Origin of the sequence: Paraherbaspirillum soli (assembly GCF_042654985.1) — a bacterium.
Classification (GTDB): domain Bacteria; phylum Pseudomonadota; class Gammaproteobacteria; order Burkholderiales; family Burkholderiaceae_D; genus Paraherbaspirillum; species Paraherbaspirillum soli.
Map to the genome: position 1 here is coordinate 14666 of NZ_JBHSMT010000024.1, position 14869 is coordinate 29534.

11 protein-coding genes are annotated in these 14869 nt (G+C 60.7%); 9 read left to right on the forward strand and 2 right to left on the reverse strand.

Annotated elements, in window-relative coordinates:
* The first annotated feature begins 201 nt into the window (after positions 1-201).
* Together sorA and sorB are read left to right on the forward strand one after the other, a co-directional pair.
* Positions 202-1434: a SorA family sulfite dehydrogenase catalytic subunit gene (gene sorA, locus ACFPM8_RS13185; protein ID WP_378998017.1), complete on the forward strand. Its 1233-nt coding sequence runs from the start codon at positions 202-204 to the stop codon at positions 1432-1434.
* A 9-nt stretch (positions 1435-1443) separates the two neighbouring features.
* Entirely contained in the window at positions 1444-2097 is a 654-nt protein-coding gene (gene sorB / locus ACFPM8_RS13190; RefSeq protein WP_378998018.1) for a SorB family sulfite dehydrogenase c-type cytochrome subunit, read from the forward strand.
* A 71-nt stretch (positions 2098-2168) separates the two neighbouring features.
* Here the strand turns inward: sorB and ACFPM8_RS13195 are convergent, their stop codons facing one another.
* The gene (locus ACFPM8_RS13195; protein ID WP_378998019.1) at positions 2169-3062 is read right to left on the reverse strand and encodes an SPFH domain-containing protein; all 894 of its coding nucleotides are present in this window, start codon (positions 3060-3062) and stop codon (positions 2169-2171) included.
* Positions 3063-3363: 301 nt separating this feature from the next.
* Complete coding sequence (locus ACFPM8_RS13200) at positions 3364-5010, reverse strand: isovaleryl-CoA dehydrogenase (RefSeq protein ID WP_378998020.1); 1647 nt, start codon at positions 5008-5010, stop codon at positions 3364-3366.
* A gap of 268 nt (positions 5011-5278) precedes the next feature.
* On the opposite strand from ACFPM8_RS13200, the gene ACFPM8_RS13205 reads away from it, so the two are divergent.
* The 7 genes from ACFPM8_RS13205 to ACFPM8_RS13235 all read left to right on the forward strand — a co-directional run bounded on the left by ACFPM8_RS13205 (position 5279) and on the right by ACFPM8_RS13235 (position 14722).
* Positions 5279-7399 (forward strand): DNA polymerase III subunit gamma/tau, encoded by a 2121-nt coding sequence (locus ACFPM8_RS13205; RefSeq protein WP_378998021.1) that lies wholly within the window; start codon positions 5279-5281, stop codon positions 7397-7399.
* A gap of 194 nt (positions 7400-7593) precedes the next feature.
* A complete protein-coding gene (locus ACFPM8_RS13210; RefSeq protein WP_378998022.1) occupies positions 7594-7914 on the forward strand; it encodes a YbaB/EbfC family nucleoid-associated protein in 321 nt (106 codons plus the stop codon).
* Positions 7915-8038: 124 nt separating this feature from the next.
* Positions 8039-8635 (forward strand): recombination mediator RecR, encoded by a 597-nt coding sequence (recR, locus tag ACFPM8_RS13215; RefSeq protein WP_378998023.1) that lies wholly within the window; start codon positions 8039-8041, stop codon positions 8633-8635.
* Between the two features lie 350 nt (positions 8636-8985).
* Entirely contained in the window at positions 8986-11817 is a 2832-nt protein-coding gene (locus ACFPM8_RS13220) for a xanthine dehydrogenase family protein molybdopterin-binding subunit (RefSeq protein ID WP_378998024.1), read from the forward strand.
* Positions 11814-12365, forward strand: coding sequence for a (2Fe-2S)-binding protein (locus ACFPM8_RS13225; RefSeq protein WP_378998025.1), 552 nt, complete (start codon positions 11814-11816; stop codon positions 12363-12365). Before ACFPM8_RS13220 ends, ACFPM8_RS13225 begins: the two co-directional genes overlap by 4 nt.
* Entirely contained in the window at positions 12365-13633 is a 1269-nt protein-coding gene (locus tag ACFPM8_RS13230) for a c-type cytochrome (RefSeq protein ID WP_378998026.1), read from the forward strand. Before ACFPM8_RS13225 ends, ACFPM8_RS13230 begins: the two co-directional genes overlap by 1 nt.
* 87 nt (positions 13634-13720) lie before the next feature.
* Positions 13721-14722 (forward strand): XdhC family protein, encoded by a 1002-nt coding sequence (locus tag ACFPM8_RS13235; protein ID WP_378998027.1) that lies wholly within the window; start codon positions 13721-13723, stop codon positions 14720-14722.
* Positions 14723-14869 lie beyond the last annotated feature (147 nt).

Genomic DNA, 14869 nt, shown 5'->3' on the forward strand with positions numbered 1-14869 from the left:
CGGAAAGGCACCTCTAAAAACCGTAGCGAGCGGCCCAAGGTCGGGTCGACGAAGTTGCAACACCTGCAGCCGTACGGAGCGGGCGAGCATCACAGGCCCGAGATTGGCGGGCTTGCCAAACCCTGCAGTAGGTTTTTCGAGGTGCCCGGAAAGCAAACTCAGTTCGGATGATGACAACAACATTGGTATCAGGAGACAACCATGAAATTCGATGAAGGCCACGCCGCATTTCGCCGTCGCAAATTCCTGCAACAGGCGGGGCTGGCGGCAACCGCACTGGCCGTTGCGCCGTTGCGCAGCATGGCGGCAGCCAGCGCCAACATACCGGTCGATAACGGTGAACGCGAGCTGATCGCGTATCCGCAAAAGCGTCCGCTGATGCGCATCACGACCCGCCCGCCGCATCTCGAAACGCCTTTTAGCGTGTTTAACGAAGGACCGTTTACAGCGAACGACGCCTTCTTTGTCCGCTACCACCTGGCCAATATCCCGACCGCGATTGATGCCGATACCTATCGCTTGAAGATTAGCGGCCGGGTGACGCGCGAACTATCGCTGTCGCTGGCGGAACTCAAAGCCCTGGCGCCGGCGGTCGAAGTGATCGCGGTCAATCAATGCTCCGGCAACAGTCGCGCCTTTTCGACGCCGCGGGTGTTTGGCGCGCAGCTCGGCAATGGCTCGATGGGAAATGCGCGCTGGGTCGGAGTGCCGCTGAGGGCGGTGCTGGACCATGCCGGCGTGCTGGCCGACGCCAAACAGGTGAGTTTCAAAGGATTGGACGAACCGGTATTGCCGACCACGCCGGCTTTCGTCAAGGCGCTCGATATCGATCACGCGCTCAGCGGCGAGCCCATCATCGCCTGGGCCATGAACGGCACCGACATCCCGTTCCTGAACGGCTATCCGATCAAACTGATCGTGCCCGGCTATTTCGGTACTTATTGGATCAAGCACCTGAATCAAATCGAGGTGCTGGATCACGTCTATGACGGCTTTTTCATGGCCAAGGCGTATCGCGTGCCGGACAACGACTGCGCTTGCGTGCCAGCCGGCACCACGCCCGCCAAAACACGCCCGATCGCACGCCTGAAAGTGCGTTCCTTTATCACCAGCCTGGAAGATGGTTCCGTGGTGCGTGCCGGCCGCCGTCTGGAGTTGAAGGGGATCGCGTTCGATGGCGGCAGCGGCATCAAGGCCGTCGATATTTCGGACGATGGCGGTCAGACATGGAAGAGCGCGGTGCTGGGCCAGGATCTCGGAAAATATTCTTTCCGCGAATGGCGCATCGGCATGACGCCGGCGCGCAAGGGCGAGCTGAAATTGATGGTGCGGGCGACCGCGCAAAGCGGCGAAATACAGCCGCTCGAAGCCAGCTGGAATCCGGCGGGCTACGCGCGCAACGTGATCGAAACCACCAAAATAACCGTCGCTTAGGAGTTTGCAATGAGAGTTCAAAAAACGGTAAAAACGCTGCTTGCCGGCGTTCTGGTCGGCGCCGCCTGGCTGGCCGCGAATACCCTTGCTGCGTCCCTGAGCATCAGCTTGCCGCCGGAGACCGCCAAACTTAAACCGTCCACCCATCCGGGTTATCTGATCGCGATGCAGAAGTGCGCGATTTGCCATTCTGCCGATTACGTCAATCAGCAGCCCAGCAAAATGACCCTGACGCAATGGACGGCTGAAGTAGCGAAAATGAAGACCGCGTACGGTGCGCCGCTGAGCGACGATGATGTGAAACAAATCGGCGAATATCTGGCGACCACCTACGGCGACGCCAAGCTGGCGACAACCACAGCGGCTCCTCCAGCTGAGCCGGCAGCGGCGACGGTGTCAGCACCGGCCAAGGCCGTCGATGTGATGGCCTTGCTCAACGCTAACGCCTGCCTCGCTTGCCATGCGATCGACAAGACCGAGGTGGGACCGGCCTATAAAGATGTGGCTGCGCGTTATCAACACGACGCCCAGGCGCTGAGCAAGCTGGAGGTCAGCATACGCAATGGCGGCACCGGCAAATGGGGAGCGGCGCAGATGCCGCCATTTACTACCTTGAGTCAGGATGAAATCAGATTGCTGGCGCAATTCGTCTTAAAACAATAAACGATGCACTGCCAGACCGGCAGCCGGTATGAAATCGCCGGATGCCGGTCTGCACATCGTGTCCGGTAATACTATTGCTTCCCGAGTCCGATCATCATTGCTGTATTGGCGCCGGTAGCTGTGACCGGCAGCTTGCCATCCCACTTCTCGATCCAGCGGGTTTGGTTCTTGACCTGAGCGGCTTCGGAACCATAGCGTTTAATGGCTTCGCCAACCACCGCCAGTGCGCGCGCATCGCCCTCGGCTTCGGCAATTTTTGCGTCCGATTTGCCTTTGGCAATGGCGACGGCGTTGGCCGCATCCGCCTGATTCTTGCGCAGCAAGGCCTCGGACTGCAATGCCTCTTGCGTCGCCTGGATCTTGGCGTTGATCGAGTTCTGGATGTTGGCCGGCAACCTCAGTTCATTGATGAAGCCGAACTGTTCAACCAGCACCCCGTAAGAGGCAAGCTCGCGGTTGATCTCAGTGCGGACCTGCTCGGCCAGCTTGATCTTGCCTCCGGATAGCAGGCCCTCGGCGTCATATGCCGTGCCGTAGGCGTTCAAGGAGTTGCGAATGGCGTTGCGGATGATCTGCGAAGTGATTTCCTCGAAGCCGCGTTTGTATTTTTGATATAACGCTGGCGCTTTGCTGGGGTCGATGCCGTACGAGATGCTGACGTCGGCGTTGATTACGACGCCGGAAGCCACTTGAAAATTCATCGATTCGTTTTCGTTTCGGCCTTCTGTCAGCGACTTGGTCCATGCATAGGTCTGCGTGAAAGTTGGGAAATCCACTACCGTGGTGCCGAGTCCGATCAGGTGCCAGCCGCTGGTCAGCGGCGTCGGCTCCACACGGCCGTCGACCCGGTTGAATTCGACGCCGACGTGGTTGGCTGGAACCGATGCGATAAACGTGTGGGACAACACCCACAGCAGAATCAAAACCCCTACGGGGAGCACCGCTCGCTTGATAAATCCTTGCATCTTGTTCTTCCTGCGCCTGTACCCGGCGTACGGTGGATTCAAGTGAATCCAGGCAAGAATTGTAAGCGAAACTTTCTACTGGGAAAGTGTCGTTCAAAAGCATTGTTCAGGCGCTTTTGTCCGAATTGCTTTCCGCATTGTTCAAGTGGACTGTAACAATAGATTCGAAAGTGCCTTTCGCGCACCCGACGCGCATGGCGGCGTTGCAAATGCTCGCGATAGCCCACTATCGCTGTGCTGTGCGCCTTGCCCTGCACGCCGGGTGCGCGCCTTTCACTTCCGAATCCACTGTTACAGTCCACTAGCCCGGCCACGTACGCTGCAAAATCTGCTGTTGCAAATGCGCCGCCGCCAAGGTGCCATAGACGCGGCCGCCGGCGGCTTCGCTGCGGCTGGCGATGAAAGCCTCGGCGATTGCGGTTGGCGCATGTTGCAGCATCAAGCTCGCCTGGATCGCCAGCACCAGTCGCTGCACGATGCGCCGGGCCAGCGCTTCGCGCTGCTCGGCCGGGGCCGCCAGATCGTGCAATACATCTTCCAGCATGCTGCGCAAGCCGGGGTGGTCGGCCGCGACCTGCTGCAGCTGCGCCACCAGCAAGGCCATGCCTTCAGGCTCGCGTTCAATGGCGCGCATGACGTCCAGGCACATCACGTTGCCGGACCCTTCCCAAATCGAATTGACCGGCGCCTCCCGATAAAAACGCGCCATCGGCGAAGTCTCGACATAACCGTTGCCGCCCCAGACTTCCATGCATTCGCCGGTAAATTCGAGAGCCCGTTTGCAAATCCAGAACTTGGCCGCCGGCGTGACGATGCGGCGCCATGCGCGCTGCAAGGGATCGTTGGGGGCTTCAAACGCGCCGGCCAGTTGCAACATCAGCAGCGTCGCCGCTTCGCTCTCCAGCGCCAGATCGGACAAGACGTTTCGCATCAGCGGCTGTTCCGCCAGATGGCGGCCGAAAGCGCTGCGGTGGCGCGCATGATGCAGCGCTTGCACCAGCGCCTGACGCATCAGGCCGGCGGTGCCGATGACGCAATCGAGCCGGGTATGGTTGGCCATCTCGATAATGGTCGGGATGCCGCGGCCTTCTTCGCCGACCATGATGCCGAAAGCATCTTCAAATTCGACTTCGCTGCTGGAGTTGGAGCGGTTGCCGAGTTTGTCTTTCAGGCGCTGGATCAAGATCGCATTCTTGCTGCCGTCGGGACGCCAGCGTGGCACGAAAAAACAACTCAAACCCATCTCGGTCCGCGCCAGCACCATATGCGCATCGCACATCGGCGCCGAGAAAAACCATTTGTGGCCGGTCAGCAGATAGCCGGCGCCGCGCCCGCAGCCGCCGGCCAGCGGCCGCGCCAGGGTGGTGTTGCTGCGGACATCGGAACCGCCTTGTTTTTCGGTCATGCCCATGCCGATCAACATCGACTTCTTGTGCTCCAGCGGCACATCGTGCGCATCGTGTTCGCATGACAATAACTTGGCTTGCAGTGCCGCGAACAGCAGCGATTCCTGTTGCAAAACCGGTATCGAGGCAAACGTCATCGTGGTCGGGCATAGCGATCCGGCCTCGACCTGGGCATGCAAAAAATAACCGGCAGCGCGCGCCACGTGGCTCCCGCTCTGCGGCTTCAGCCACGGCAGCGCATGCAGACCTTCGCGCCGCAGCATGGCCAGCAGCGCATGCCAGGCCGGATGGAATTCGACCACATCGATCCGGTTGCCGTAGCGATCATGGGTCAGCAGTTCCGGCGGATGACGGTTGGCCAGTTCCGCCAGTTGCCAGGCGTCCTTGCCGCCGAGCTCCGCGCCGTAGCGTTCCAGCGCCGCGATGTGCCATTGCCCGTGCAGGCGCTGCACGCCTTCGCGCAATACCGGATCGCTGCTGAACAGGTTGTTGCCATAGAGCTCGGGTACCTGATTGCTGACTTCATGGGTTTGCCATTGCATATTGGATCTCCTGATAGGGGGCGTGCTTTAGGGATGCCTCAAATTAATCTGGCCATTTTCCACCTGTTGGCGCTGCAGTGCTTGGATAGTGTGCGGACCTTGAGCGGCATGAGCGGAGGCGGTTGTTTGCAAAACGTCATGAAACACGAGCAGCAGCGGCCGGCAGGGCAGTGGACGTGGGCGACAAGACTTTAAAAACCATCCGGACGCTGCCTGTCAGGTAAAATGCTGCCTGTATTTAACAACCAGCAGCATGTGCCTGCCCCCTATGTCCTACCAAGTCCTTGCTCGTAAATATCGCCCCAAAAGCTTCGATACGCTGGTCGGCCAGGAACACGTCGTGCGCGCGCTGACGCATGCGTTGGAGCAGCAACGGCTGCACCACGCTTATCTTTTTACCGGCACCCGCGGGGTTGGCAAGACCACCTTGTCGCGGATTCTGGCGAAATCGCTGAACTGCCTGGGCGCCGACGGCAACGGCGGCATTACCGCCCAACCGTGCGGGGTATGCGAGGCCTGCGTGGCGATCGATGCCGGGCGTTTTGTCGACTATATCGAAATGGATGCCGCCTCCAATCGCGGCGTCGATGAAATGGCGCAATTGCTGGAACAGGCTGTGTACGCGCCATCGAACGCCCGCTTCAAGGTCTACATGATCGACGAAGTGCACATGCTGACCAACCATGCGTTCAACTCGATGCTGAAGACGCTGGAAGAACCGCCGGAGCACGTCAAGTTCATCCTGGCGACCACCGATCCGCAAAAAATCCCGGTCACCGTGTTGTCGCGCTGCCTGCAGTTCAATCTGAAGCAAATGCCGCCCGGCCATATCATCGGCCACCTGGAAAATATTCTCGGGCAAGAACAAATCGCGTTTGAAATGCCTGCCTTGCGCCTGTTGGCACAGGGCGCGCATGGCTCGATGCGCGATGCGCTGTCGCTGACCGATCAGGCGATTGCCTACGCCGCCGGCAAGGTCACGCTGGAAGCGGTGCAGGGCATGCTGGGCGCGCTCGATCAGTCTTACCTGATCCGCGTGCTGGATGCCTTGGCGCTGCAAGACGGCGCGGCCTTGCTGGCGGTCGCCGATGAAATGGCGACCCGCAGCCTGTCCTATAGCTCGGCCTTGCAGGATCTTGGCACTTTGCTGCACCGGATCGCCTTGGCGCAAAGTGTGCCGGCGGCGGTGCCCGACGATTTGCCGGAGCGCGACGACGTGATTCGCCTGGCCGCCGCGTTCGATGCGGAAGAAGTGCAATTGTTTTATCAGATCGCCGTGCATGGCCGCAACGAACTGGGCTTGGCGCCGGATGAGTACGCCGGGTTCTCGATGACCTTGTTGCGCATGCTCGCCTTCCGGCCGCAAGCCGGCGGCGCTACCGTCGCAACCGTGCCGGCAATCCGGCCGCAGGCCAATCCCGCAGCCGCGCCGCAGGCGACGGCGCCAGCGCGGCCTCAGCCGCAGGCGGCGCCGGCAACCGCCCCCGCAGCAGCACGTTTGAGTAGCGCCCCGCAAGCCGCCAGCGCCAGTGCGCCGGTAGCGCGCCCAGGCGGCGCCGCTCTCAGTCCAGCCATGGCGGCGCTGGCCGCGGCTCGTGCCGGCACTGGCGCTGGTCGCAAGGGCGCGGAAGCGCGTCCGGCAGCTGCACCAACGCCGACGCCGGCCCCGGTGCAGCAAGAGCGTCAACCGCCAGCGGCTGCAAGCCGGCCGGCTCCCGTCTCCGCCGCACCGGCAGCAGCATCCAGTTCTTCGATGCCGCCATGGGAAGAGGAGATACCGCTGCCGACGGATCTGCCGGATAGCGACTCTTACGGTTTCGCGGCTGAAAAAAAAACTGAAGCGTTTTCATCTATAGGGATGCCCGCGCCTTCCCGGCGTCAGGCCGAGACCGCGCCGAGCGCCGTCCAGCAAGCGCAGGCGGCATACGCACCGGAACCGGACGCCCAAGCGCCGGAGCAGGAGCCAGCGCAGCCATTCGTCCCGCAACCCGTTCCCAATCTGAATTGGGACGGCGACTGGCCGCTGCTGGCGGCTTCGCTGGCGGTGCGTGGCGTGGCGCAGCAACTGGCCAAGCACAGCGAACTGGTCAAATGCGACAGCAGCGGTGCCGCGGTCCAGTTCCTGATCAGGATTCCTTTGGATACCTGGCGCTCGGCCGGCAGCGTCGACAAACTGGCGGCCGTGTTGACCGAGCATTTCGGCCGTACCGTGAAGGTCGACACCGAAATCGGCAGTGTCCGCCATACCGCCAGCGCCAAGGAAGAGGCCGAGCGGCAAGAGCGTCAGCGCCTGGCCGAACAGGCGGCGCAAAGCGATCCGTTTATACAAAGCATGGTGCGCGAATTTGGGGCTACGATAGTGCCGGGGTCGATCAAGCCGTTGGGGTGATTTGGTTTTTATTTTGGGGTGGGGTGAAGCGTCGCGTGGCGATGGCTTTTAAACTCTGCCTTGTTGCTGTTCTTTGCAATTTGGGCGTTTTTATTTAATCAGTTGGGGACAGAGTAATTCGGCACGCTGCGGTGCCTCTTAAACTCTGTCCCGCAATTATTTTTATTTCGCAATAATTTTTTAGGAGAATCACCATGATGAAAGGCCAACTGGCAGGGCTGATGAAACAAGCCCAGGCGATGCAGGACAACATGAAAAAGATGCAGGACCAATTGGCCCTGATCGAAGTCGAAGGCGAATCGGGCGCGGGCCTGGTGAAAGTCGTGATGACTTGCAAAAACGCGGTCAAACGGGTGTCGATCGACCCTTCGCTGCTGGCCGACGACAAGGACATGCTGGAAGATCTGGTCGCAGCCGCTTTTAACGATGCGGTGCGTAAAGCGGAAGCAACGTCGGCGGAAAAAATGTCCGGCTTGACGGCCGGCATGCCAGCCGGTTTCAAATTGCCGTTTTAATCCCGTTTCGCTTCAGCGTTGCATGGCCTTTTGTCACATGTACTAAACATCACTGCCTGTGGCAGGCCATGCACCTCATAAAATCCGTTGTCCGAACCCGCTAGCAAGCATCTCAAGGCCTGATGTGAAAACCCCTTCCAGTCTCGCTTTACTCACTGAAGCTTTGCGCCATTTGCCCGGTGTTGGCCCGAAATCGGCGCAGCGCATGGCCTACCATTTGCTGCAGCACGATCGCGATGGCGCGGCGCTGCTTGGGCGTGCTTTGACGCAGGCCGTGGAGCAAATCCATCACTGCATCAAGTGCAATACCTTCACCGAAAGCGAAATCTGCGAAACCTGCCTCGATCCTGAACGCGATCCGACCCTGTTGTGCGTGGTCGAGACGCCGACCGACCAATTGATGATCGAACAGACCCTGACTTTCAAAGGCCTGTACTTCGTGTTGATGGGTCGATTGTCGCCGCTGGACGGCATCGGTCCGAAAGACCTGCAACTTGAAAAGCTGGTCGGCCGCGCCACCGACGGCGTGGTGACCGAAGTCGTACTGGCCACCAATTTCACCAATGAGGGCGAGGCCACCGCCCATTACATCAGCGAAATCATGAAAGCCCGCGGCCTGCAAGTCAGTCGCCTGGCGCGCGGCGTGCCGGTCGGCGGCGAACTCGAATACGTTGACGCCGGCACCATCGCGCGCGCAATGCTGGATCGTCGTTCGACCTGATACCTCCCCATCCCCCCGATTTCTCACTCAGCTGGCGACGGAGGCAATCCGTCCCAGTGCACTGCTTCATCCCTCAGTTTTGATAATAAAGATTGCCGCATTAATATTGCTTGTGATAAATAGTTGCTTTTGATCCAGTAAGAATGCATATTTCCCACAAACACAACTGCTAATGTCATCAGGTTTCTTATAGTAATCATGCTGTTTTGATTATATTGTTCGTCTTGTAACAAACTATAATGCCGGCCCCAGATCAAACCTCGCCAGGGGGATCTGAAGCGCGTGCTCGGACTCGGATGTATTTATTCCGCCGGCGAGCGTGGGCGTCCCTAGGTTTTTAGGAGAAAAGAATGACAAAACTCGACCTTTCGCGTCGCGGTTTTTTGAAGGCTAGCGTAGTGGCAGGGGTGGCGGTGTATGTGGCGCCGATAGGCGGCAAAGCCTTTGCCGCCTTGTTCGAAGAAAAAATCCTGAGTCCTATCCAGTGGGATAGCAAGAACGGCGAGGTCAAATTCCGTATCGACGGCATCGCCAAAGTCACCGGCGCCAAAGTCTTCGCCCGCGATATCCGCGCCCGCGACATGCCGCACTGGCCGCAGCAGCAGGCGCATGCATTTATCCTCCGCACTACAAAAGCCGACCGCGCTTACCAGGGTTTCGATCTGTCGCTGCTGGGCGACGAGCTGAAGCCGGATCGGGTCGTCACCGCCGACGATCTACTGCGCGACGGCCTGGCGTTCCCGGCCTTTTACGGCGAGGACATGCTGCTGCCGGCCGGCAAAACGCCGGCCTATCTCGGCCACGCGGTGGCGATCCTGATCTATAACGATTTCGCCAAATTCCGTTTCGCCAAAGACAAATTGCAGTTCAAGGATGAAGTGATCCGCTACGGTCCGCCGACCGGGCCGCTGGAACGCGATCCCTGGGGCACTTTCCGTTTCGTTCGGGTCGGTGGCGCCACCGCATTCGACGACGACGTTTACTCCAGTCTGAAAAATGCGCCGGTGTTCCCGAGCATGATGCGCAAGCATCAGCCGGTCTGGCCGGACGGCAAAGAGCACGGCAAGCTGGGCGAGCAGGGCATGTTTTACGCGGTCCAGATTCAGCAGCAACTGGATAAGCCGGCCGCCGACTGGCTAGTGCTGGAGCGCGAGTACAACACGCAGTCGGTCGACACTGCCGCGCTGGAACCGGACAACGCCAATTGCTGGTACGACAGCGCCAGCCAGGCCCTGCACATGGTAGTGCCGACCCAGTCGCCGTCCGAAGTGGTGGCGAGCACGGTCGAGATGCTGCAGAAGGGGCGTTTCCCGCTTAAAAAACTGTTCCTGCATCCGTGTTACACGGTCGGCTATGGCTCCAAGGATCACTACAATTTCCCGTTCTACGGCCTGCTGACCTCGCTCTATGCCGACGGCAAGCCTGTGCGGCTGGCGAACGACCGTTACGAGCAGTTCCAGGCCTCGATCAAGCGCCACGCGTTCAAGATGCGCTACCGGATCGCGGTGGATCGCAAGACCGGTTTGCTGCAAACGTTCAAGGGCGAGCTTGAAGCCAACGGCGGCGGCCGCGCCAATTTTTCGCCGTCGGTGGCGATGGTGGCGGCCACCGCCGCGCAGTCGATCTACTACTTCCCGAACAACGATCTGTCCGCCGTCGCGATTGCCTCGCGCGCGATTGACGCCGGTTCGGCGCGCGGTTACGGCACCTTGCAAAGCATGGCGGCGACCGAGATGATGATCGACGAATTCGCCGACAAGCTGGGCCTTGATCCGATTGATTTCCGTCTCAAGAACGCACTGCGCTCCGGCATGAAAAACACCCAGGGCGCGATCCCGGCCGGTGCGATCCGGGTCGACGAAGTGCTGCAAAAAGCCAAAATCCATCCGCTCTGGCTCAACCGCGCCAAAAAGAAGGCCGAGTTCGAAGCCAGCCACCCCGGCTATCGTTACGGCGTCGGTTTCGCCTGCGTGCAAAAGGACTTCGGCACCGGCGCCGAGTCCTCGTTCGCCAAGGTGGAAATCGCGGCCGACGGCCGGATTCTGCTGCATCACAGCGGCGCCGAAATCGGCACCGGCATGTCCACTTCGCAAGCGCTGGCCTGCGCCAAATGGCTAGGCAAGCCGGCCCACGAAGTGCGCACCTCGGTCACCGACTGGAGCGACTTGCCGGTGGTCGCCAGCGGCGATCCGTACATCATGAGCCAGGCCGAGCAGGACAAGCTGTCAGCCAATCCGCGCTGGTCGCCGACCTATGCATCGCCGGCCAGCGCCACCAACTCGGCGTTCTATTTCACCCACAGCACGCGCGAAGCGGCGCGAGTGGTATTCATGCATGGTCTGTGGCCGGCAGCGATGGCGATCTGGAGCCAGGGCATAGGTGGCGGTCAGGCTGCGCCCGTCGTGGTGCGAGTCGAGGATGCGCGCTGGGTCGACGGCAAATTGTCGGCCGACGGTCTGGAGCCGCTGTCGTATCAACAACTGGTGACAAAGGCGCACGAACTGGGGCTGGTGACCGGCGCCACTGTGCACGTGTTCAATCGTTGGCAGTGGAGCGAAGCCGAGTTCGAGATTCGCGGCGCGCTGGTGCGGCTGCCGCTGGACGGCTTGTCGCTGCAGTATGGGGAGGGCAAGGGCGCTGCTCCGCAGAAGTTGAAAATGACGACCGCGGGCGGCTACCAGGTGCTCGATCGCAAGAAAGTATTCATCCCGCCCACGCAACGCAACAACGCCGCCGTGACCTATTACAGCGCGGTCGGCACGCTGGTGGAATTGTCGGTGCACGAAGCCAGCGGCAAGGTTGAGTTGCTGACCCACCACTCGATCATGGAATGCGGCAACCAGCTGTCGCCGCAACTGGTGTCGGGCCAATTGCAAGGCGGTCTGGCGATGGGCATCGGCCACGCGCTGCATGAATACCTGCCGCTGTACGAAGACGGTCCCGGTAACGGCAGCTGGAATTTCAACCGCTATCAACTGCCGCGCGCCAAGGATGTGGCCGTGTGGTCGCAGACCAGCGAAGTGCTGCCGCCGCTGACTGAAACCGATCCGCCCAAGGGCATCGCCGAAGTGGTGATGATCCCGGTGGTCGGCGCCATCGTCAACGGCATCGCGCACGCCATCGGCCATCGTTTCACCGACTTGCCGGTGACCCCACAAAATATCCAGGAGGCTCTGGCATGAGCATGACCATTCATCCGATTACGCTACACATCAACGGCAAGCCGGTCGGCCCGGTGCCGGTGCCGGAAGGCATCATGATGATCGATTTCCTGCACGAATACCTCGATCTGACCGGTTCTCGCCTGGGCTGCGGCCAAGGCATTTGCCACGCCTGCGTGGTGATCCTCGACAAGCCGGACGGCACCAGCGAAGAGGTACGCTCTTGCATCACCGGCGCTCATTTTTTTGAAGGCAAAAAAGTCCGCACCGTCGAAGGCCACGCTCAACGCAACGAGCAGGGCGAAGTGGTGGCGCTGTCGCCTATCCAGCAAAAATTCCTTGAGCATTACAGCTTTCAGTGCGGCTACTGCACCCCGGGTTTCGTCAATGCCGCGACGGTGTTGCTGGAAAAATTGAAGCGCCAGCCGGTCGCCCGGGACCAGCTCGATCAAGCCATCACCGAGGGTTTGAACGAACATATCTGCCGCTGCACCGGCTATGTGCGCTACTTCGAAGCGGTCAAGGAAGTGGTGCTGGCGACACCTGGACTGGTGAAAGGCGGCAAGTGATGAGCACCGCTAATTATCACCGCGCGGCGCTGCGCGCTTTGATCGGTTCGGTGCTGACGGCAACGCTGTTGGCGGCTTGCGATAAAGGTTCCGCCAATGCAGCCAGCGCGACCAAGCCGGCTGCGGCCGACCAGGTCGCACTCGGCCGCTATCTGGCCAAGGCAGCCGACTGCGCCGCTTGCCATACCACCGCCACCGGTGCACCGTTCGCCGGCGGCGTTGAGCTGGCTTCGCCGTTCGGTAAATTCTACGGCTCCAATATCACGCCGGACAAAGAGCATGGCATCGGCAAATGGAGCGCCGAGCAGTTCTACAAAGCGCTGCATGACGGCGTGACGCCGGATCGCCATCTGTATCCGGCGATGCCGTATACCTCGTACCGCTCGATGACGCGGGCCGACAGCGACGCCATTTACGCCTTCCTGATGCAAGTGAAGCCGGCCAAGGTCGTCAGCAAGCAAGCGGACCTGAAATTCCCGTACAACATGCGCTTCGGCATGATGTTCTGGAACGTGCCCTTCCTCAAGGATGGCTTGAGCGATGCCTCGGTCGGAAAATCGGCCAGCTGGCAGCGCGGCCGTTACCTCAGCAATGCGCTCGGCCACTGCGCCGAATGCCATTCGCCGCGCGGCGTGTTCGGCCAGCTGGATTTGTCCAAACCGCTGACCGGCGCTGCACTGGGACGGGTGGCCGCGCCCGACATCACGCCGGCCGGCTTGGCGGCGGTAGGCTGGACCGCGGCCGATTTGCAGACCTTCTTTGCGACCGGCGTCGCGCCGCAAGGTTCGGCCTATGGCGAGATGTTCCCGGTGGTGCATTTGAGCACCCAGCATCTGAGCAAGGACGACCTGAGCGCGATCACCACCTATCTGCTGGGCGACCAGCCGCCGACGCCGAAGCCGATCAAGGCGATCGCCGTCGACGCGACCGCACTGGATGCCGGCAAACGTCTTTACACCGCGGTCTGCGCCGGTTGCCACGGCTTCGAGGGTGAAGGCAAGCCGCATGTGGCGGTTGCGATGAAGGGCAACTCAACGGTGCGCAATGCCGATCCGCACAATCTGATCGTGGCGATGCTGGACGGCATCGAGGCGCAGAAATTTCCGGGCCTGGAAAACTTGCAGGAAATGCCTGGCTTTGCCGGCAAGCTGAACGACCAGGAGTTGGCGCAGTTGAGCAATTTTCTGCGTGCCGGTTGGGGCGGTCAGCCTGCCAATGTGAGCGCCGAGCAGGTCAAGGCATTGCGGCAAGCTGCAACTGCGCACTGATTTTCCGACGCCTTGAAACAGGATCGGATGCGTCGGCGTCCGGTCCTGTTTTTCATTAAACTGAGCGACATTAAAAAAGGGGGAGCCATGAACGCAGTTGACTATCAGGTCCTGAAAAGCGCGGTCGGCTGGCTGCGGCAAGGCAAGCGGCTGGTGCTGGCAACGGTGGTCCGCAACTGGGGTTCGGCGCCGCGTCCGCTGGGCTCGTTGTTCGCGCTGACAGCCGACGGCGACTTCACCGGTTCGGTCTCGGGCGGCTGTATCGAGGACGATTTGATGCAGCGTTTTGCGACCGCGTTTCCGCAGCAGATCGAACTGGTCCGTTACGGCATCAGCGCCGAGCAAATGCGTCGTTTCGGCTTGCCCTGCGGCGGCACGCTGGAACTGGTGATCGAGCCGCTATCCGATGCCGCCGCGCTGACGCCGTTGTTGGAAGCGGTTGCCGAGCGCCGGCTGGTGCAGCGGCGGCTGAACCTGCGCACCGGCGCTGCCCTGATCGAGCCGACCGAGGCCGATTTTGCGTTGCGTTTCAACGACGAAGAATTGGTGCAGGTATTCGGCCCGCGCTGGCGTTTGCTGATCATCGGCGCCGGCCAGGTGTCGGAATATCTGGCGCAAATGGCGCCGGCGCTGGATTTTTCGGTGTATCTGAACGACCCGCGCGAAGAGCAGCGGCGCAATTGGCAAGCCGGGCAGGTGACCTGGCTGGATGGCATGCCGGACGATGCCGTGCTGGCTTTCGCGCCGGACCGGCGCACCGTGATCGTGACGCTCAGTCACGACCCCAAGGTTGACGACATGGCGCTGATGGAGGCGCTGAAGACGGATGCGTTCTACGTCGGCGCGATCGGCTCGATGGCGAGTACCGTGGCGCGCAAGGAGCGGCTGCTGATGCTGGATCTCAGTCCGGAGCAGGTCGATCGCCTGCACGCGCCGATAGGCTTGTCTATCCTGAGCCGTTCACCGGCGGAGATTGCGGTGTCGATATTGGCGGAGTTGGTGTTGTTGCGTAATCGTGGGAGCGCTGGGGTGGCGGCTTCCAGTTGCGTTATTGGTGATACTGACGTGCGGATGGTTGAGCGGCCGTGAATGGGCTGCGGGGCGCCGAGGGTTGTTTTTATGTGCTTTGGTCTTGACGATCTCACCTTTTCGCCCTGACGGCGACTCCCTTTCTTTTGCTTCGCCAAAAGAAAGGAAGCAAAGAAAAGGCGACCGCAAGCCACTGCCTTCCCTTCG

Bases quoted from the DNA above. Each gene is read 5' to 3' on its own strand.
- sorA (WP_378998017.1), top strand. From the start codon at position 202: ATGAAATTCGATGAAGGCCACGCCGCATTTCGCCGTCGCAAATTCCTG.
- sorB (WP_378998018.1), top strand. From the start codon at position 1,444: ATGAGAGTTCAAAAAACGGTAAAAACGCTGCTTGCCGGCGTTCTGGTC.
- ACFPM8_RS13195 (WP_378998019.1), bottom strand. From the start codon at position 3,062: ATGCAAGGATTTATCAAGCGAGCGGTGCTCCCCGTAGGGGTTTTGATT.
- ACFPM8_RS13200 (WP_378998020.1), bottom strand. From the start codon at position 5,010: ATGCAATGGCAAACCCATGAAGTCAGCAATCAGGTACCCGAGCTCTAT.
- ACFPM8_RS13205 (WP_378998021.1), top strand. From the start codon at position 5,279: ATGTCCTACCAAGTCCTTGCTCGTAAATATCGCCCCAAAAGCTTCGAT.
- ACFPM8_RS13210 (WP_378998022.1), top strand. From the start codon at position 7,594: ATGATGAAAGGCCAACTGGCAGGGCTGATGAAACAAGCCCAGGCGATG.
- ACFPM8_RS13220 (WP_378998024.1), top strand. From the start codon at position 8,986: ATGACAAAACTCGACCTTTCGCGTCGCGGTTTTTTGAAGGCTAGCGTA.
- ACFPM8_RS13225 (WP_378998025.1), top strand. From the start codon at position 11,814: ATGAGCATGACCATTCATCCGATTACGCTACACATCAACGGCAAGCCG.
- ACFPM8_RS13230 (WP_378998026.1), top strand. From the start codon at position 12,365: ATGAGCACCGCTAATTATCACCGCGCGGCGCTGCGCGCTTTGATCGGT.
- ACFPM8_RS13235 (WP_378998027.1), top strand. From the start codon at position 13,721: ATGAACGCAGTTGACTATCAGGTCCTGAAAAGCGCGGTCGGCTGGCTG.